The 17734-nt window shown below is 53.0% G+C and carries 19 protein-coding genes and 1 pseudogene; 15 read left to right on the top strand and 5 right to left on the bottom strand.

Going from position 1 to position 17734, the window contains the following annotated elements; translation table 11 throughout:
- The first annotated feature begins 346 nt into the window (after window positions 1-346).
- From FBY13_RS14175 to ruvX, 8 genes and pseudogenes are all read left to right on the top strand, one after another.
- Complete coding sequence (locus FBY13_RS14175) at window positions 347-1738, top strand: sugar porter family MFS transporter (protein WP_063880830.1); 1392 nt, start codon at window positions 347-349, stop codon at window positions 1736-1738.
- 249 nt (window positions 1739-1987) lie between these two features.
- Window positions 1988-3923, top strand: a pseudogene (locus FBY13_RS14170) (methyl-accepting chemotaxis protein).
- Between the two features lie 92 nt (window positions 3924-4015).
- Window positions 4016-4528 (top strand): SprT family zinc-dependent metalloprotease, encoded by a 513-nt coding sequence (locus tag FBY13_RS14165; RefSeq protein WP_145394528.1) that lies wholly within the window; start codon window positions 4016-4018, stop codon window positions 4526-4528.
- 75 nt (window positions 4529-4603) lie between these two features.
- Entirely contained in the window at window positions 4604-5311 is a 708-nt protein-coding gene (endA, locus tag FBY13_RS14160) for a deoxyribonuclease I (RefSeq protein ID WP_145394478.1), read from the top strand.
- 73 nt (window positions 5312-5384) lie between these two features.
- Window positions 5385-6116, top strand: a complete 732-nt coding sequence (rsmE, locus tag FBY13_RS14155; RefSeq protein ID WP_096011789.1) for a 16S rRNA (uracil(1498)-N(3))-methyltransferase — start codon at window positions 5385-5387, stop codon at window positions 6114-6116.
- Window positions 6117-6231: 115 nt separating this feature from the next.
- Window positions 6232-7176 carry a glutathione synthase gene (gene gshB, locus FBY13_RS14150; RefSeq protein WP_063880834.1) on the top strand — a complete coding sequence of 315 codons (945 nt, stop codon included), beginning with the start codon at window positions 6232-6234 and terminating at the stop codon, window positions 7174-7176.
- 85 nt (window positions 7177-7261) lie between these two features.
- Window positions 7262-7825 carry a YqgE/AlgH family protein gene (locus tag FBY13_RS14145; RefSeq protein WP_063880835.1) on the top strand — a complete coding sequence of 188 codons (564 nt, stop codon included), beginning with the start codon at window positions 7262-7264 and terminating at the stop codon, window positions 7823-7825.
- Window positions 7825-8241, top strand: coding sequence for a Holliday junction resolvase RuvX (gene ruvX, locus FBY13_RS14140; RefSeq protein WP_063880836.1), 417 nt, complete (start codon window positions 7825-7827; stop codon window positions 8239-8241). Before FBY13_RS14145 ends, ruvX begins: the two co-directional genes overlap by 1 nt.
- Here the strand turns inward: ruvX and FBY13_RS14135 are convergent.
- Window positions 8238-9233: a type IV pilus twitching motility protein PilT gene (locus tag FBY13_RS14135; RefSeq protein ID WP_145394477.1), complete on the bottom strand. Its 996-nt coding sequence runs from the start codon at window positions 9231-9233 to the stop codon at window positions 8238-8240. The genes ruvX and FBY13_RS14135 overlap by 4 nt on opposite strands.
- Before the next feature lie 15 nt (window positions 9234-9248).
- Here FBY13_RS14135 and FBY13_RS14130 point away from each other — a divergent pair, with 15 nt between their 5' ends.
- From FBY13_RS14130 to hemW, 4 genes are read left to right on the top strand one after another with little or no spacing between them, the layout of a single operon-like run.
- Window positions 9249-9956: a YggS family pyridoxal phosphate-dependent enzyme gene (locus FBY13_RS14130; protein ID WP_063880838.1), complete on the top strand. Its 708-nt coding sequence runs from the start codon at window positions 9249-9251 to the stop codon at window positions 9954-9956.
- Window positions 9957-9968: 12 nt separating this feature from the next.
- Window positions 9969-10523: a YggT family protein gene (locus FBY13_RS14125; RefSeq protein WP_063880839.1), complete on the top strand. Its 555-nt coding sequence runs from the start codon at window positions 9969-9971 to the stop codon at window positions 10521-10523.
- Window positions 10524-10544: 21 nt separating this feature from the next.
- Window positions 10545-11138: an XTP/dITP diphosphatase gene (locus FBY13_RS14120; RefSeq protein WP_145394476.1), complete on the top strand. Its 594-nt coding sequence runs from the start codon at window positions 10545-10547 to the stop codon at window positions 11136-11138.
- Window positions 11131-12270 carry a radical SAM family heme chaperone HemW gene (hemW, locus tag FBY13_RS14115; protein WP_063880841.1) on the top strand — a complete coding sequence of 380 codons (1140 nt, stop codon included), beginning with the start codon at window positions 11131-11133 and terminating at the stop codon, window positions 12268-12270. The genes FBY13_RS14120 and hemW overlap by 8 nt, the downstream gene beginning before the upstream one ends.
- A 63-nt stretch (window positions 12271-12333) precedes the next feature.
- On the opposite strand, the gene FBY13_RS14110 is transcribed toward hemW, so the two are convergent.
- Complete coding sequence (locus FBY13_RS14110; protein WP_063881249.1) at window positions 12334-13068, bottom strand: GntR family transcriptional regulator; 735 nt, start codon at window positions 13066-13068, stop codon at window positions 12334-12336.
- Between the two features lie 465 nt (window positions 13069-13533).
- Here FBY13_RS14110 and FBY13_RS14105 point away from each other — a divergent pair, with 465 nt between their 5' ends.
- Genes FBY13_RS14105 through FBY13_RS14095 form a run of 3 tightly spaced genes read left to right on the top strand, consistent with a single transcriptional unit; the run spans window position 13534 to window position 15711 of the window.
- On the top strand, window positions 13534-13995 hold the full coding sequence (locus FBY13_RS14105; protein ID WP_145394475.1) for a PTS sugar transporter subunit IIA: 462 nt from the start codon (window positions 13534-13536) through the stop codon (window positions 13993-13995).
- A 25-nt stretch (window positions 13996-14020) separates the two neighbouring features.
- On the top strand, window positions 14021-14290 hold the full coding sequence (locus FBY13_RS14100; protein WP_063880843.1) for a PTS sugar transporter subunit IIB: 270 nt from the start codon (window positions 14021-14023) through the stop codon (window positions 14288-14290).
- Window positions 14291-14334: 44 nt separating this feature from the next.
- Window positions 14335-15711, top strand: a complete 1377-nt coding sequence (locus FBY13_RS14095; protein WP_096011795.1) for a PTS ascorbate transporter subunit IIC — start codon at window positions 14335-14337, stop codon at window positions 15709-15711.
- 193 nt (window positions 15712-15904) lie between these two features.
- Here the strand turns inward: FBY13_RS14095 and FBY13_RS14090 are convergent, their stop codons facing one another.
- From FBY13_RS14090 to trmB, 3 genes are read right to left on the bottom strand one after another with little or no spacing between them, the layout of a single operon-like run.
- A complete protein-coding gene (locus FBY13_RS14090) occupies window positions 15905-16621 on the bottom strand; it encodes a DUF2884 domain-containing protein (RefSeq protein ID WP_063880845.1) in 717 nt (238 codons plus the stop codon).
- Window positions 16622-16663: 42 nt separating this feature from the next.
- Window positions 16664-16990: a YggL family protein gene (locus FBY13_RS14085; protein ID WP_063880846.1), complete on the bottom strand. Its 327-nt coding sequence runs from the start codon at window positions 16988-16990 to the stop codon at window positions 16664-16666.
- The gene (gene trmB / locus FBY13_RS14080; protein WP_063880847.1) at window positions 16990-17709 is read right to left on the bottom strand and encodes a tRNA (guanosine(46)-N7)-methyltransferase TrmB; all 720 of its coding nucleotides are present in this window, start codon (window positions 17707-17709) and stop codon (window positions 16990-16992) included. Before trmB ends, FBY13_RS14085 begins: the two co-directional genes overlap by 1 nt.
- Between the last annotated feature and the right edge of the window lie 25 nt (window positions 17710-17734).

The raw sequence follows: 17734 nt of genomic DNA, 5'->3' as shown, positions 1-17734 counted from the left end.
TTTTTTAACTCAACTACACTTTCTTTCGGCTTGTACGCTGCTGATGTGTTAACGCTTACAATTTGAAACGCTTTATATATCGGCTATTTAGGAATTTATCGCCGTAGTTATTCTTCTGAAAATGCGTTATTTTCAGCGTCATCTGATAGGCGTTAAACAGGACATTGTCAGAAACTTCGAGGGTGCTATACCTCACTGGTTACTTGACCTTTCTGGGTTGTAAATGCTGGATTTCAGGGTTTCAGCAAGTGTAAGCGATTACATCAATGTGATCGGGCTCACTTTTTGCTCAGTTAAGGTTTTTTAACATCGATAACAACAATGATGGATAATTTTGGAGGCAACCATGCCTGGCAATTCACATAAAAGCAGAACCTCAAATAAGGCAATGACCTTATTTGTCTGCTTTCTGGCAGCCCTCGCAGGCCTGCTGTTTGGGTTGGATATCGGCGTTATTGCCGGTGCTCTGCCCTTTATCGCGAAGGACTTTAACGTCACTGCCCATCAACAGGAGTGGATTGTCAGCTCCATGATGTTTGGTGCAGCGATCGGTGCCATCGGCAGCGGCTGGATGTCATCCCGTCTGGGCCGTAAGAAAAGCCTGATGGCCGGTGCGATTCTGTTTGTTATTGGCTCACTCTGGTCAGCCATGGCACCGAACCCTGAAATGCTGATCAGCGCACGTGTACTGTTGGGTCTGGCGGTAGGTATCGCCTCTTACACCGCGCCGCTTTATCTTTCAGAGATTGCCCCTGAAAAAATCCGCGGCAGCATGATCTCGCTGTACCAGTTGATGATCACTATCGGTATTCTGGGTGCTTATCTTTCCGATACGGCGTTCAGCTTTACAGGTAACTGGCGCTGGATGCTGGGCGTTATCACTATTCCTGCCCTGCTGCTGCTGGTTGGCGTGTTCTTCCTGCCTAACAGCCCACGCTGGCTGGCGGCGAAAGGCAACTTCCGCGATGCGCAACGCGTACTGGATCGCCTGCGTGATACCAGTGAGCAGGCAAAGCGCGAGCTGGATGAGATCCGTGAAAGCCTGAAGATCAAACAGTCAGGCTGGGGATTATTTACCAGTAGCAGCCACTTCCGTCGTGCGGTGTACCTGGGCATTCTGCTGCAGGTTATGCAACAGTTTACCGGCATGAACGTCATCATGTATTACGCACCGAAAATTTTTGAGATTGCAGGTTTCTCAAATACGACCCAACAGATGTGGGGAACGGTGATTGTCGGGCTGGTTAACGTACTGGCGACCTTTATTGCTATCGGCCTGGTGGATCGCTGGGGCCGTAAGCCGACCCTGATTCTGGGCTTCCTGGTCATGGCAGCCGGTATGGGCGTTCTTGGCACCATGCTGCATATGGGCATTCATTCGTCAGGCGCGCAGTACTTCGCGATTGGCATGCTGCTGATGTTTATCGTGGGCTTTGCCATGTCAGCCGGTCCGTTGATCTGGGTTCTGTGTTCTGAAATTCAGCCGCTGAAAGGACGCGATTTCGGTATCACCGTGTCAACGACCACCAACTGGATCGCCAACATGATTGTCGGCGCAACCTTCCTGACCATGCTGAATACGCTGGGCAATGCACCGACCTTCTGGGTTTACGGTCTGCTGAACGTCTTCTTCATCGTACTGACGGTTATGTTAATTCCCGAAACCAAAAACGTTTCGCTGGAGCACATTGAACGTAACCTGATGGCAGGTAAAAAGCTGCGCGACATCGGTCAGTAAGCCTCCGCTTTTCATGTCTATCTCAAAGCCAGTCAGTGAAAACTGACTGGCTTTTTTGCTGGCGTTTTACCGGCGTTCTCTCTCGAAAAATCCCCCGCCTTATTATCGTCAAGCCCTGCTATTTCCCCATTGTCACCGTCACCGCTTCGCTTTTCTTTCATTAAAGTCGAATAACAATACGCCGATAAATTAAATGACGTTTTCATTATAAAAATAATTTTTCAGACTTTACGTTTACCAGGAAATCAAATGAACAGCACCAGCATAAAAAAGACAATGAGCACCCGTGCTCAGATGCTGCTGGCCGGCGGAATGACGATTGTCGTGGGGTTTACTGCGACTATCGGATTACTCAGTTGGCAGTCATCCAAAGAACAAAAATCCCTTGCTGCCGAATACCTGCAGCAAATTGCTGCCGGTCATGGCGGGCAAATCCAGCAAGAACTGACTCACGCACTGGATGCCGCGCAAAATCTGGGACAAAGCCTGGCCGCTCTGCCTGCGGCGGGGATAACCGATCGCAAAGTTGCCGATAAGCTCATGGAATATGCGCTGCACAAAAACCCAGACTTTGTGTCGATGACCGTGGTGTTTGAACCCGATGCCTTTGACGGCCGCGATAGTGCCTTCGTCGGGCAGCAGGGCACGCCACCTGGTGGTCGCTATGCCTGGTACATAGACCGGGACAAAGACGGCCGTTACAAAATGAATCCGGCACTGGATTATTTGCAGCCCGGTGCCGGAAATTACTATTTGCTGCCGAAGGAAACGCTAAAGGACACACTGATTGAGCCTTACAGCTTCGCTTATGATGGCGCAAAACCAGAGTGGCTAACCTCGGTGGCAACGCCTGTCATGGTCAACGACAAACTGAAAGTGGTGGTCAGTTCCGATATCCTGCTGTCCGCCATCCAGAAAAAGGTCAATCAAATCAAGCCCTGGCAGGGAACCGGCTATGCGCTGCTGCTCTCGAATAGCGGCAACGTGATTTCCTCCCCCCGATGCAGGTGAAGCCGGTAAAAAATGGCAGGGCAATGCAAACGGCTATCGTACGGCAGTGACAGAGCAGTACGATCCCGTCCTGAAAGAAAAAGCCATGTATACCTGGTACCCGATAAGCGTGGGCAACAGCACTAAACCCTGGTATGTCGGGATTGTCGCGCCGGTCAGCCAGGTGATGGCGGCGGCTGACCAGCAGCTTTACTGGGCTATAGCGTTGATGATAATCAGTATTCTGTCCGTAGGGGCCGTGTTGGGGCTGTTATTCAACCGTAAAGTAATGCGTCCGCTGGGCGGTGAACCCGCAGAGGCGGCGCGCATTGCGCTGGCCGTTGCTGAGGGCCGGTTAAACAACGGCATTCAGGTGGCGCCAGGCGACAGCAGCAGCCTGTTTTATGCTTTACACACCATGCAGGCACAGTTACAGAGTATCGTGGGTCAAATCAAAGACGCCAGCACCTCGGTCCAGCAGGGTGCGGGCGAGATTGCCAGTGCGAACCTCAATCTCGCCTCACGCACCGAGGAACAGGCGGCGGCGCTGGAGCAGACTGCCGCGAGCATGGAGCAGATTAGCGCCGCCATTCGCATGAATGCGGACAATGCACAGCAGGCAACGGGCCTGACCGAAAATGCCACGCGTATCGCCAGCCGGGGAGAAACCCTGGTGGATCAGGTGGTAACGACCATGGCCCAGATCGATGAAAGCTCAAAGAGAATCGGTGATATCACCACGCTGATTAACAGCATCGCGTTCCAGACCAACATTCTGGCACTCAACGCCGCCGTCGAAGCGGCTCGCGCCGGAGAACAGGGGCGCGGCTTTGCTGTGGTGGCCTCTGAAGTGCGTAATCTGGCTCAGCGGACGACCAGCGCCGTGAAAGATATCTCCGCCCTGATTGAAGCGTCCGCCGTGCGGGTCGAAAATGGTGTCGTACTGGTCAACGATGCGGGCAAAACCATGCATGAGATGACGACTGCCGTTTCATCCGTGCAGCATATCATCGGCGAAATTGTTGCCGCCTCCGATGAGCAGGCTCGCGGCATTGCGCAAGTGACCATCGCCGTCAACGAAATGGATGGGACCACGCAGCAGAATGCCGCGCTGGTTCAGCAGATGTCGGCCGCGTCGAGTTCGCTTGAGGACCAGGCCCGGCAACTGGCGCAGACGGTTAAGCAGTTTCATTAAAAAGCGGGTTGTGCCGGTCGGTCAGCATGACCTTTTTTGCAGGCGGTGTATTGCTGTTGAGTTCCTCGCCTGCGCCGCTTATGCTGAGCGCCATGAAAACAGCCCGTCTTCCCATTGCCCTGCAACAAGCCGTTATGCGCGCCCTGCGTAGCGCGCTTGAGCGGGCCAATGAAAAGCTTGAACGCCATTATCCTGAGCCAACGCTGGTTTATCAGCAGCGTGGCACCGCCGCTGGCACGGCCTGGCTGGAAAAATGGGAAATTCGCCTCAATCCCGTCCTGCTGATGGAAAATCAGCAGGCCTTTATTGAAGAAGTCGTTCCCCATGAGCTGGCCCATTTGCTGGTGTGGAAAACCTTTGGCCGCGTCGCGCCCCATGGCAAAGAGTGGAAATGGATGATGGAGAGCGTTCTGTGCGTGCCGGCACGGCGCACTCATCAGTTCGAAGTCGAGTCGGTGCGCAGCCGCACTTTTGCTTATCGCTGCCAGTGTCAACAGCACCAGCTTACCGTGCGTCGCCATAACCGCGTGCTCCGTGGCGAAAGCGAGTACCGCTGCGTGCACTGCGGTAGCCTGTTGAAAGCCGACGTCTCTCCCCTCTCCTGAACGGATTCTCATTCCGCCTGCGCCTGCATTCTGGTACCCTGCCGCCCTTTTAAGGATCAGGGGTAAAACTGGAATATGTCTCGCAAATTAATCATAACCACGGCGCTGTTACTGGCATCTTTTAACAGCCAGGCCCTTAACCTCGATAACTATCATCAAAATAATTTTCAGCAGGCCAAAGCCTTCGCCGCAGAGATTAACCAGGATGCGCCAGGCAGCTTTTATTGTGGCTGTAAGATTAGCTGGCACGGCAAAAAGGGCGAGCCTGACCTGAACAGTTGTGGTTATCAGCCGCGCAAAAATGCCAACCGCGCCGCGCGTATTGAGTGGGAACATGTGATGCCTGCCTGGGAGTTCGGTCATCAACGTCAGTGCTGGCAGAATGGCGGCCGCAAAAATTGCAGTAAAGATGCCGACTACCGCCGTATCGAAACCGACCTGCACAATCTGCAACCGGCCATCGGTGAGGTGAATGGTGACCGCGGTAACTACGCTTACAGCCAGTGGAACGGCACTGAAAAGCAGTACGGTCAGTGCACCATGCAAATTGATTTTAAAAACAAGCAGGCGCAGCCGCCAGAGCGGGCTCGCGGCGCGATCGCCCGCACTTACTTCTACATGCGTGACCAGTATCATCTGCGCCTGTCGCGTCAACAAACCCAGTTATTCACGGCCTGGGACAAGCTCTATCCGGTGAGCAAATGGGAATGTGAGCGCGACCAGCGCATCGCGCGTGTACAGGGGAATCATAATCCTTATGTGCTCGAGGCTTGCAAGCGTTAAAATCCCTGCCCTAAACTAACGGTTTCACCGCCCCGCCGCGTTAATCCCGCGGCGTTTAGCTCTCAGGGACCTTATGCGCATACCTCGCATTTATCACGCACAGCCTGTTCACGTTGGCAGTGAAATTACGCTGGACGACGACGCCGCCAACCATGTTGGCCGCGTGCTCCGTATGACCAGTGGGCAGCATGTAGAACTGTTTGATGGCAGTAATCTGACTTTCGCAGCAGAAATCACGCATGTTGATAAAAAACGTGTAAAAGTATCCATCACGGCAAGCCAGGAAGACGATCGCGAATCACCGCTTTATCTGCATCTCGGTCAGGTGATGTCTCGCGGCGAAAAAATGGAATTTACTATTCAGAAATCGATCGAACTGGGTGTAAATGTCATTACGCCGCTGTTTTCTGAACGCTGTGGTGTCAAACTGGATGCCGAACGTCTGGCAAAAAAAATTCAGCAGTGGCAAAAAATTGCCATTGCTGCCTGCGAACAGTGTGGTCGTAACCGGATACCTGAAATCCGCCCGGCCATGACGCTGGAAGCCTGGTGCAGTGAAGCAGAAAGTGGGTTAAAACTAAATCTGCATCCGCGCGCCAGCCACAGCATCAATACGTTGCCCCAGCCGGTAGAACGTATCCGCCTGTTGATTGGTCCGGAAGGTGGGCTGTCAACGGATGAAATTGCCATGACGGCGCAGCATGGTTTTACCGATATTTTGCTTGGCCCACGGGTTTTACGCACCGAAACCACGGCACTGACCGCCATCACGGCACTTCAGGTGAGGTTTGGTGACCTGGGTTAAGCGATACTTTTAGCTTCATCGGGTCGCGCTCAGCACAAACCGCGTCCTGACTGTTCAGCCCCTTTTCGCCCGAACGGAACGAGACGGTAATCCCCGCCTCCTTCAGGAGATAATAATGATCAAGCTTGGCATCGTGATGGACCCGATCTCATCCATCAACATTAAGAAAGACTCCAGCTTTGCAATGCTGCTGGAAGCACAGCGCCGTGGTTACGAAATTCACTACATGGAGATGAACGATCTCTCCCTGCGCGGTGGCGTGGCTTTCGCCCGCACTCGCCTGCTCAGCGTGGAACAGAATGCCGAAAGCTGGTATCAGTTTGGCAGCGAGCAGGTGATTAAACTGGCTGACCTGAACGTCGTGTTGATGCGAAAAGATCCGCCATTCGACACCGAATTTATCTACTGCACCTATATCCTGGAGCGCGCAGAAGAACAGGGCACGCTGATCGTCAACAAGCCGCAAAGCCTGCGCGATTGTAACGAAAAACTGTATACCGCCTGGTTCGCAGAATTCACGCCAGATACGCTGGTCACCCGCTCTAAGCAACAACTGCGGGCGTTCTGGCAGGAGCATGGCGATGTCATTATGAAGCCGCTGGACGGCATGGGCGGCGCGTCCATTTTCCGCGTGAAGCAGGACGACCCGAATTTCGGTGTTATCGCAGAAACCCTGACTGAACATGAAAGCCGTTACTGCATGGCGCAAAATTACCTGCCGGCGATCAAAGACGGTGATAAGCGCGTTCTGGTGGTCGATGGCGAACCGGTTCCCTATTGCCTGGCGCGTATTCCGCAGGGGGGAGAAACCCGCGGTAACCTGGCGGCTGGCGGACGCGGCGAAGCTCGCCCGCTGAGCGAAAGCGACTGGGAAATTGCCCGCCGTGTCGGCCCTGCCCTGAAGGCCAAAGGCCTGATTTTTGTCGGGCTCGACATTATTGGTGATAGACTGACTGAAGTTAACGTGACCAGCCCGACATGCATTCGTGAAATCGAGGCCGCGTTCCCTGTCTCCATCACCGGTATGCTGATGGACGCCATCGAGAAGCGCCTGGGCTGAGCATAACGCTGGGGCCATGCTCCGTGATCAACCCAACACCGGTGCAGATGTCACGCACCGGTTATCTTTGGTAAAGCATGTGAGAATGAATTTACAGCATCACTTTTTAATTGCCATGCCATCGTTGCAAGATCCCTTTTTCAAACGTTCTGTGGTCTACATTTGCGAGCATAACGAAGAAGGGGCAATGGGGCTGATTATCAATAAGCCGATGGAAAACCTGACGGTTGACGGCATTCTGAAAAAGCTCAAGATCGCCGAAGAAAACCGCGACCCGGCAATCAATCTTGATAAACCGGTGTTCAGCGGTGGTCCGCTGGCAGAAGATCGCGGCTTTATTCTGCATTCGGCACAGCGAACCTTTACCTCCAGCATTCGCGTCTCAGACAACACCGTGATTACCACCTCACGCGACGTTCTGGAAGCGATTGGCACGGCCTCACAGCCCGATCATGTGCTGGTCGCGCTGGGTTATTGTGCCTGGGAAAAAGACCAGCTTGAAAACGAGCTGATGGAAAACGCCTGGCTGACCACTCCGGCTAACAGCAACATCCTGTTTCAGACGCCGATCTCTGAGCGCTGGCGTGAAGCCGCACGCAGCATTGGCGTTGATATTCACAATATGGCCAGCGATGCAGGTCACGCCTGATGAATACACAAACGTTGTTAGGTTTTGACTTCGGCACCAAAAGTATCGGCGTCGCGGTGGGACAACAGCTGACGGGCAATGCCCGCCCGTTGAGTGCGCTCAAGGCGCAGGATGGCACGCCTGACTGGCTGCAAATCGAAAAACTGCTCAAAGAGTGGCAGCCTGATTTTGTGGTGGTGGGATTACCGTTAAATATGGACGGCACTGAACAGCCTTTGACCGCGCGCGCGCGCAAGTTTGCTAACCGCCTGCATGGTCGTTTCGGCATTCGCGTGGAGTTGCAGGATGAGCGCCTCAGCACCGTCGAAGCGCGAGCCGATCTGTTTGAACGGGGCGGTTATCGTGCGCTGAACAAAGGATCAGTGGATTCACAGTCAGCGGCAATTATCCTGCAGGACTGGTTTGAAACCCATTAAGCAATTACGCCTTCGGCCTGACGGGCCAGGCGGCTCTGCTCAAACGTTTGCATTCCGGCCTGCGCGCCGGTTTGCAAAATGGCGGGAATCTGGTGCATTTTGCCTTCCCGAATCAGGTTGATGACCGCACTGGTCGTAATCAGTACCTCAAACAGCCCGACTCTTTTCTCATCGATGGCAGAAACCAGCTGCTGCGCGATTACCGCTTTCAGGCTGCCCGCCAGTTGCGTGCGTATCAGATTTTTTTCATCTGCAGGAAACACATCCACCAGCCTGTCCACCGCCTGAACCGCGCCGCGCGTATGCAAGGTTGCCAGCACCAGATGTCCGGTCTCTGCGGCGGTCAGTGCCTGACGAATGGTGTCACTGTCGCGTAGTTCACCCAGCATGATCACGTCAGGATCTTCCCGTAAAGCCGCTTTCAGGCCCAGACTAAACGACCGGCAATGCAACCCGACTTCGCGCTGTTGAATCAGGGATTGCTGGCTGTGATGAATAAACTCAATCGGATCTTCCAGCGTCAGAATATGACGCGCCTGCAGCCGGTTGATGGCATCGACCATAGCCGCCAGCGTGGTCGATTTACCACTGCCGGTTGCGCCGGTAATCAAAATCAGCCCGTCCTGTTTATCCAGTAAGGTCGGCACCACCTCCGGCAGGCGTAACGCTGCCAGCGTGGGACAGTGGCTGGCAATAATACGCAACGCCAGTGACAGCCCGTTACGCTGCCTAAACAGATTGGCGCGGAGGCGTTGTCCACTCACCAGGGTTAACGCAAAATCCAGCTGCCCTTCTTGCTTCAGTTGCGCCTGCTGTTCAGTGTCCAGCCATGCCGAGGTAAACCGCACCATCCAGTCAGCAGACAGGACAGGCTGGTCGGGAAGCGTTTCAAGCCGGCCCTGACGGCGCCAGTACGGCAAATGTCCGTTACAAAGGTGCAGATCGGCGGCGTTATGCTTTACACTAAGCGCCACTATTTCATCCAAATCCATTTTGATCTCCAGACTATGACTTCAATCCAGCACAACCTACAGCAAGTCCGTCAGCGAATCGCTGCTGCTGCAACCCGTTGCGGCCGGGCACCAGAAGAAATTACGTTACTTGCAGTAAGCAAAACGAAGCCTGCGAGCGCGGTCGAAGAAGCGGCAGCGGCGGGTCAGATTGATTTTGGTGAGAATTACGTTCAGGAAGGGGTTGAAAAAATTCAGTCCCTGGCCTCACATCCTGGATTGATATGGCATTTCATTGGTCCCCTGCAGTCCAATAAAAGCCGACTGGTAGCCGAACATTTTGCCTGGTGCCACACCGTCGATCGCCAGAAGATCGCCCAGCGGCTCAACGATCAGCGGCCTGAACATCTGCCGCCGCTCAATGTCTTAATTCAGGTAAATATCAGTGACGAAAACAGCAAATCTGGCATCATGCTGGATGCGGTTGCCGAACTGGCTCAGGAGATTACCGCCATGCCGCGTTTGCGGTTGCGTGGGCTGATGGCGATTCCGGCACCCGAACAGGATTATCAGCGACAGCTGGCGGTATGTCAGCAAATGGCTGATGCATTTCACCAGCTAAAACAGCAATATAGTGATGTTGACACCCTTTCACTGGGGATGAGCGATGACATGGAGGCGGCCATCGCCGCTGGCAGTACTCTGGTGCGCATTGGCACCGCTATATTTGGCGCGCGTGATTACACACAACCTTCACAACAATAATTGAGGAACTTCATGTTAACAATGACGTTTTTAGTAAAAACGATAATCGATCTCTACGTCATGGTGCTGCTGCTGCGCATCTGGATGCAGTGGTCACGTTGTGATTTTTATAATCCGCTTGCCCAGTTTGTGGTGAAGATTACTCAGCCGATTGTGAAACCCTTACGTCGTATCCTGCCTGCACTGGGTCCGATCGATACGGCATCTCTGCTGTTAGCCTTTGTACTGACAACGCTTAAATACCCGCTTCTGCTGCTCATCCAGGTCGGCGTGTTCTCTGTCGATCCCACCAATTTGCTGGTTGGGCTACTGTCGTTGCTGAAATCTGCCGGCTATTTGGTGTTCTGGGTGATTATCATTCGCTCCCTGATGAGCTGGATCAGCCAGGGCCGCGGTGCGATGGACTTCGTGCTGATCCAACTGACCGAGCCATTAATGGCGCCGATTCGCCGCATTCTCCCTGCCATGGGCGGCATCGACTTCTCAGCCATGATTGTGATTCTGGTGCTGTATGCCCTGAATTTCCTTGGCATGGATCTGTTCCCGGGTCTCTGGTATTTGCTGTAAATGAATCAAACTGGAACTGTTATGCAAAAAGTTGTTCTTGCCACCGGTAATCCCGGCAAAGTACGTGAACTGGCGGATCTGCTCGCCGCCTTTGGTCTGGATATCGTGGCGCAAACCGAACTCGGCGTGGAATCCGCCGAGGAAACCGGCCTGACCTTTATCGAAAACGCCATCCTGAAAGCGCGTCATGCCGCGCAGCTTACCGGCCTTCCTGCTCTTGCAGATGACTCCGGGCTGGCCGTAAATGCGCTGGGTGGCGCGCCCGGGATTTATTCTGCCCGCTATGCCGGTGAAGAGGCCAGCGACCAGCAGAACCTGGAAAAACTGCTTCAGGCGCTGGAAAATACGCCCGACGGGCAACGTCAGGCACAGTTCCACTGCGTGCTGGTCTATTTACGTCATGCTTCTGATCCCACGCCGCTGGTGTTCCACGGTAGCTGGGAAGGGGAAATTACCCGGACGGCAGCCGGTAACGGTGGGTTTGGTTACGATCCCGTGTTCTATGTTCCGGCATTGGGTAAAACCGCCGCCGAACTGACTAAAGCAGAGAAAGGAAACGTCTCTCATCGTGGTAAAGCATTGACGCTGTTACTGGAAGCGATGCGTAATGCCTGATTTACCGCCTCTGAGTTTGTACATCCACATCCCCTGGTGTGTACAGAAATGCCCCTACTGTGATTTTAATTCTCACGCCTTAAAGGATGAGGTGCCGCACGTTGAATATGTGCAGCACCTGCTGCGCGATCTTGAAAACGATCTGCCGCTGATTCAGGGTCGCGAGGTTCGCACGGTGTTTATCGGCGGCGGCACGCCAAGCCTGTTAAGCAGCAGCGCCATGCAGATGTTGATGGATGGTGTGCGCGAGCGCCTGACGCTGACGGCAGATGCGGAAGTCACGATGGAAGCGAACCCGGGCACGGTAGAAGCTGACCGCTTCAGCGCTTATCAACGCGCCGGCATTAACCGCATCTCCATTGGCGTACAGAGCTTCAGTCCGCAGAAGCTGGAACGACTGGGCCGTATCCACGGACCAGACGAAGCGAAACGCGCCGCCGAACTGGCTCAGGGATTAGGCTTACGCAGCTTCAACCTTGACCTGATGCATGGCCTTCCCGATCAGTCACTGACGGAGGCGCTGGACGATTTACGCCAGGCGATTGCGCTCAATCCACCGCATCTTTCCTGGTATCAGTTGACCATTGAGCCGAATACCTTATTTGCCTCTCGCCCGCCCACACTGCCGGATGATGACGCCCTGTGGGATATCTTCGAGCAGGGTCATCAGCTGCTGACCGCCGCCGGTTATCAGCAATACGAAACCTCGGCCTATGCCAGGCCGGGCTACCGCTGTGAACATAACCTGAACTACTGGCGGTTTGGTGACTATCTCGGCATTGGCTGTGGTGCCCACGGCAAACTGACCCAGCCCGATGGCCGCATTGTCCGCACGATAAAAGTGCGTCATCCGCGTGGCTTTATGAAGGGAAACTATCTCGACAAGCAGTACGACGTTGTGGACAGTGATAAGCCGTTTGAGTTCTTTATGAACCGTTTTCGTTTGCTGGAGCCCGCGCCGCGTGCTGACTTTAGCCGCTATACCGGGCTGGATGAAACGTGGGTTCGCCCGCAGATCGACCAGGCGCTTGCCGCAGGCTACATCACCGAAACGCCGGAATATTGGCAAATTACAGAGAAAGGCAAACTATTCCTGAACACGTTGCTGGAGCTGTTTTTAGCGGAAGCGTAGCGCATTCCCGGCCCGGAAGCCTGACGCCACAGGTTAGCGTAACCGGGCCGTTTACACCGCCGTTCAACCGCGCTCGGTATTCTGCCTTAGCTGTAACAGCCTCGTGTTAATAATGGCGATGTTAACCTCACAGGGCATACCATCATCCAGATAGACGGTTTCGTTGATCTCCAGCGCCGCATCATTCGCATTAAAATTCAGCAGCCTGAGCTGCTCACCGTCGGTAACGTTGATGGCATTCAGTTGCTGATCACGACGCTGAATTTTCTTGCCGGTGATCTGTTCAATGTACGAATATTTTGAGATTTCCAGTCGCCCAAACTCCATGCTGTTAAACAGGCTGACGGGCAGATGGATATATTCCAGCGCGACAGGGATGTCATCAAAGCACATCAGACGAACGATTTTGTATATCTGGTCGCTGTTCTTGATGCGTAAAGCCTGCGCCATATCGGGCCCGGGCACTTTGATAATGCTGGCAGTGAGCACCTTCCTGACCGCTTTGTGTCCTTTTTTGTGCGCCTGATAATCAAACGGCGAAAGCGCATGAAACCGGCCAGAATGATTACTCTTGCCGATTGATCCAACGAACAGACCCGAACCTTTTACCCGATAAATGCGCTGCTGCTCAATAAGGATTCGGGTGGCTTCCCGCACCGTCGCCCGGGTAATGCCAATGTTCTTTGCTATGGCAATTTCTGTGTCCAGCTTATCGCCCGGCAGAAGGCCATCCTGCATGATCTTCGTCAGAATATAGTCGACAACCTCTTTTTGCTTCTCTGTAATGCCATCGAACATCAGCATGTTCCCGAATAGTGTGCCCGTGCCTGCGGTGCGCTACAGCAACGCCTTTACGCCCGATTTCCGTCACGACGTGCCAGTAAGAAAGGACCCAGATGTGATCCAGCTAACGATTTTGCACTCAAATTCCCTTCGTCCAGCCAGAAATGATTCTTGCATATTGTATCTGTACAGGTCGAGGTGCATCATCAAGATGACTAGACAGGTTTAACATGTCTATACGTAAGAAACATTTTTTGCAACAGCGGATGTTCAAAACTGATGCGTGCAGTCAAAATAAAAACCATAATTTATAATGGTTTATATTTATTTTCTTTTTCATCCTGCTGCCAGCCGTTTTGCTGGATAAAACGGAAAAGGGATGACAGCGTGAAGAAACAAAGAAAGCTGACTGTACAGCTTGATGAATGCGGCGAGCCTGCATCCTGACTTTTTTGCATAACTTTTTATCCAGGATAACGTATGGCGAATCTGACCCAATGGCTGAATGCTGACAAAATTCACTATCTTGAACGCGTTTCTGACTGGAAAGCCGCGATTCAGGTCACTGGCGATCCCCTGCTCAAAGAAGGTGCGATTTCACAGGATTACATCGACACGATTATCCGCCTTAAAGAGGAAACCGGCCCCTACTTCGTTATCGCACCGCGCATTGCCATGCCGCATGCCCGCCCTGAGCAGGGCGCAATGAAGCTGGGACTCTCCGTGGTGAAGCTTGCAAACCCGGTCACCTTTGATGCGGGGGAAAACGATCCTGTCGACATTCTTTTCATGTTCTCCGCCCCTGACAGCAACAGCCACATCGAGATGATCTCGCAACTGGCTGAAGTCTTGACTGACGACGCCATCATGGAACGCGTGTACCAGGCACAAAGCCAACACGCGTTGTGCGCGGTGCTGCTAGCAAACGACATGTCCAATTAACCTATTCAACTTCAAAGAGGTTTTTATGAAAATTATGGCAGTGTGTGGTTCAGGCCTGGGAAGCAGCTTTATGATGGAAATGAACATCAAAAAAGTGCTTAAAGCGATTGATGTCACGGCGGACGTTGAACATTCCGATCTCGGCTCAGTGACACCGGACGTGGCGGATGTGTTTGTTATGGCAAAAGACATCGCCTACAGCGCTAACCTGCCGCCGGAAAAAGTCATCATCATTAATAACATTATCGACCTGAAAGAAGTTGAGCAAAAAATTCGCGACTACTTCAATAAATAATCCTGTCACCCACTTATAAAAGAACACTTACCGCTGAGGTTATTATGTTTATACAAAACCTTTTACTGGTAGTTGTCGACGTGCTGAAAGTCCCCTCTATTCTGGTCGGACTGGTGGCGATGTTCGGTCTGATCGCGCAACGCAAACCGCTGCCGGATGTGATAAAAGGCACGGTAAAAACCATCCTGGGTTTTTTAGTACTGGCAGGCGGTGCCACGGTGTTGGTTGGTTCACTAACGCCGCTGGGGGATATTTTTAAGCACGCATTTAACGTTCAGGGAATTATTCCAAATAATGAGGCGATGGTGTCTATCGCCCTGGCGAAGTATGGCGCGCCTACGACGCTTATCATGGCGTTTGGCATGGTGGCAAATATCACCGTTGCCCGTTTTACCCGCCTGAAATATATCTACCTCTCTGGTCATGTGACCTTTTATATGGCCTGTATGATTGCGATTATCCTGTCGGTGGCCGGATTTGAAGGCGTGCAGCTTATTTATACCGGTTCGCTGACGCTGGGAATGTTAATGGCTTTTTTCCCGGCACTGGCTCAGCCCTATATGCGTAAAATCATTGGGCACGATCAGGTTGCACTGGCGCATACCGGCACGGTGGGTTATGTCCTGTCAGGCTGGATAGGTTCTCTGGTGGGCAAAGGTTCAAAATCCACTGAAGAGATGAACATGCCAAAAAACCTGAGTTTTTTGCGTGACAGCACCATCTCGATTTCCCTGACGATGATGATCATCTATTTTATTTTGTCCGTCTCAGCGGGCAGGGAATATGTGGAGAGTCAGTTCAGCCACGGACAAAACTATCTGGTGTACTCGTTTGTGCAGGCTATTACCTTCGCTGCGGGTGTCTTTATTATCCTTCAGGGCGTGCGTTTAATTCTGGCGGAAATTGTGCCGGCATTTACCGGGTTTTCAGAGAAGCTGGTGCCCAACGCGCGTCCGGCACTGGACTGCCCTATCGTTTTCCCTTATGCGCCTAATGCCGTTCTGGTTGGCTTTATTTCCAGCTTTGTCGGCGGACTGGTGGGGCTGTTTATTCTTGGACAGCTGCACTGGATATTAATCCTGCCAGGTGTCGTACCGCACTTTTTCTGCGGCGCAACGGCAGGCGTATTTGGTAATGCAACCGGCGGTAAACGCGGGGCAATGTTAGGGGCCTTTGCGCACGGTATTCTGATTACCTTCCTGCCGGTCGCCTTATTACCTGTGCTGGGTGCCATCGGCCTGACCAACACCACCTTCTCGGACACCGATTTTGGCGTTACGGGGATACTGCTGGGTAATATGGCCAGGTTCCTTGATAAGGGAACGATCACCATGGTGATCACGGGAATCTTTGCCCTGCTGGTTATTTATAACTACGTTGCCAGCAACAAAACGGTCGCTAAAGAGGTTAACAACGACTAAATCCTGTCAGGGGCTGATGAATTCAGCCCCTTTTGTTTTGCAACGGGTTCAGGAAGGGCGCAACTTTGATGACGCCTGAACACGGACGTCTTCATCGCCCGGGCGCACAGGCCCTGAGGACGGGCGACCACTGGCTCAATGAACCGCACGGTGAAGGGCAGACGACCCGCCGGAGCAGGCCCTCTGTGAAGCATTACTTCAGCGAACTGACCAGTGTTTTCCGGTCTTTCTCCAGAGCAATAACCCGGTTACAGACCGCTTTTCCAAACTGTTGAAAGTCGGCTTCCTGATTATTCCACTCGCTCTGAATGGCGTTTTGCAGGCCGCCAAGATTCCCCATCAACCCCTGCAAACCGCTGCCGCCACCGTTGGACATGGCTTTGCTGCCCATCTCATTGATGCTGTCCTGCAGAATACCGCCCATCGCCTGATTAACCAGTTGCTGGCCATCGGCACGAACCTGATCGATCGCCTGATGATGGAAGGTTAAACCATCACTGCGATGCTCAATAATGCGGTTCATCTGGGTTTTTAACTGGGTATTCAGCGTTGCCAGCCGCTCATGTAACCGGCTGGATTCCCCGACTTGCTGGGTGATGATGTTATCCAGCGCAGCACGCCCTTTCTCCAGACGTGATGTGGCACCGTTATCGATCCAGGGAAGATCGCGACGTAAGGCATTTTGATAATCAATCGCCTTCTGACGGTTAGCCGCATTCATCGTCATTTTCTGACCGTTGAACTGCACATCGCCCAGCGTCGAGATCTGCATGTTGCCGTTTTCACCCACCACCTGCACGTTTTGTGGCGTAATAACAACATCATCCTGTGGTTTGACACTGCACTCCCAGGCGGCCTGGGCCTGCGTTGCTGCCAGTAAAAGACCGGCGACCAGCGCGTTACGAATCATACAATCTCCCTGTGTGGGTGTGAAAGCGACACTGCTGGTAACTTAGTCCCACCAGACGTCAAAGAGTTCGGTCACTTTCACATCCTGCAGCTTGCGGTCGTCCAGCCACTTGCGTACCAGCTCACGATGTTCATCGGTGCATTTACCGGTTTGCTCCAGGCAAATCAGCCCTTCCCATGCCAGATAACCGCTACCATCGAAAGCCAGACCATTAGGCGCGATCGCTTCATTGATGAACTGATTCAGGGTTTCGTCGATGTCACTTTCAGCGGTGCCTTCAGGAAAACGCCAGGCCACAGAAAAGCCCAGTTCCTGAAATTCATCAATATGTAATTTTTTACGTAAACGGCGGCTGCGTTGTGTGGCCATTATTTCACCCTCTCAAACATTAAATCCCATACGCCATGGCCTAAACGCTGCCCGCGCTGCTCAAATTTTGTCAGTGGACGCGTTTCCGGACGCGGCACATACGTGCTGTCTTCAGACAGGTTTTGATAACCTGCAATGCTGCTCATGACCTCAAGCATATGTTCTGCATAGGCTTCCCAGTCGGTCGCCATATGGAATACGCCACCCAGCTTAAGTTTACGCATCACCAGTTCGGCAAAGGGCACCTGCACAATGCGGCGTTTATTGTGACGGGCTTTATGCCACGGGTCCGGGAAGAAAAGCTGAACCATGCGCAGTGAGTTATCAGGAATCATTTTTTCCAGCACTTCAACAGCATCATGACACATAACCCGCAGATTGCTGACCTCCGCTTCTTTTGCAGAAGCCAGACAGGCCCCCACGCCCGGCGCGTGCACTTCAATCCCCAGGAAGTTTTGATGTGGCGTATTTTGCGCCATGGTCACCAGCGAGGCGCCCATACCAAAGCCAATTTCCAGGGTCACCGGCGCATCACGACCAAACAACACAGGCAAATCAATGGGATCAGGCTGATATTCAACACCCATCTCCGGCCAGTAATTATCCAGCGCCAGCTGCTGGCCTTTGGTTAAGCGGCCCTGACGGCGCACAAAACTACGAATCCGACGCAACGGGCGTCCATTTTCATCATATTCCGGGGTGATGACATCATTAATCATGTAGAAGCCTGCTGGTTTGCCTGTT

The sequence above is a fragment of the Pantoea sp. SJZ147 genome (assembly GCF_007828605.1).
Taxonomy (GTDB): Bacteria; Pseudomonadota; Gammaproteobacteria; order Enterobacterales; family Enterobacteriaceae; genus Pantoea; species Pantoea allii.
Note: the sequence above shows the minus strand (reverse complement) of the source record. Positions and strands in the feature narration are given on the sequence as shown.

What these genes read in the sequence shown, in the direction of transcription:
- FBY13_RS14130 (WP_063880838.1), top strand. Translation starts at nt 9,249, where the DNA reads ATGACTTCAATCCAGCACAACCTACAGCAAGTCCGTCAGCGAATCGCT.
- rsmE (WP_096011789.1), top strand. Translation starts at nt 5,385, where the DNA reads ATGCGCATACCTCGCATTTATCACGCACAGCCTGTTCACGTTGGCAGT.
- FBY13_RS14105 (WP_145394475.1), top strand. Translation starts at nt 13,534, where the DNA reads ATGGCGAATCTGACCCAATGGCTGAATGCTGACAAAATTCACTATCTT.
- trmB (WP_063880847.1), bottom strand. Translation starts at nt 17,709, where the DNA reads ATGATTAATGATGTCATCACCCCGGAATATGATGAAAATGGACGCCCG.
- FBY13_RS14100 (WP_063880843.1), top strand. Translation starts at nt 14,021, where the DNA reads ATGAAAATTATGGCAGTGTGTGGTTCAGGCCTGGGAAGCAGCTTTATG.
- FBY13_RS14145 (WP_063880835.1), top strand. Translation starts at nt 7,262, where the DNA reads ATGAATTTACAGCATCACTTTTTAATTGCCATGCCATCGTTGCAAGAT.
- endA (WP_145394478.1), top strand. Translation starts at nt 4,604, where the DNA reads ATGTCTCGCAAATTAATCATAACCACGGCGCTGTTACTGGCATCTTTT.
- FBY13_RS14165 (WP_145394528.1), top strand. Translation starts at nt 4,016, where the DNA reads ATGAAAACAGCCCGTCTTCCCATTGCCCTGCAACAAGCCGTTATGCGC.
- hemW (WP_063880841.1), top strand. Translation starts at nt 11,131, where the DNA reads ATGCCTGATTTACCGCCTCTGAGTTTGTACATCCACATCCCCTGGTGT.
- gshB (WP_063880834.1), top strand. Translation starts at nt 6,232, where the DNA reads ATGATCAAGCTTGGCATCGTGATGGACCCGATCTCATCCATCAACATT.
- ruvX (WP_063880836.1), top strand. Translation starts at nt 7,825, where the DNA reads ATGAATACACAAACGTTGTTAGGTTTTGACTTCGGCACCAAAAGTATC.
- FBY13_RS14095 (WP_096011795.1), top strand. Translation starts at nt 14,335, where the DNA reads ATGTTTATACAAAACCTTTTACTGGTAGTTGTCGACGTGCTGAAAGTC.
- FBY13_RS14125 (WP_063880839.1), top strand. Translation starts at nt 9,969, where the DNA reads ATGTTAACAATGACGTTTTTAGTAAAAACGATAATCGATCTCTACGTC.
- FBY13_RS14175 (WP_063880830.1), top strand. Translation starts at nt 347, where the DNA reads ATGCCTGGCAATTCACATAAAAGCAGAACCTCAAATAAGGCAATGACC.
- FBY13_RS14120 (WP_145394476.1), top strand. Translation starts at nt 10,545, where the DNA reads ATGCAAAAAGTTGTTCTTGCCACCGGTAATCCCGGCAAAGTACGTGAA.
- FBY13_RS14085 (WP_063880846.1), bottom strand. Translation starts at nt 16,990, where the DNA reads ATGGCCACACAACGCAGCCGCCGTTTACGTAAAAAATTACATATTGAT.
- FBY13_RS14090 (WP_063880845.1), bottom strand. Translation starts at nt 16,621, where the DNA reads ATGATTCGTAACGCGCTGGTCGCCGGTCTTTTACTGGCAGCAACGCAG.
- FBY13_RS14135 (WP_145394477.1), bottom strand. Translation starts at nt 9,233, where the DNA reads ATGGATTTGGATGAAATAGTGGCGCTTAGTGTAAAGCATAACGCCGCC.
- FBY13_RS14110 (WP_063881249.1), bottom strand. Translation starts at nt 13,068, where the DNA reads ATGTTCGATGGCATTACAGAGAAGCAAAAAGAGGTTGTCGACTATATT.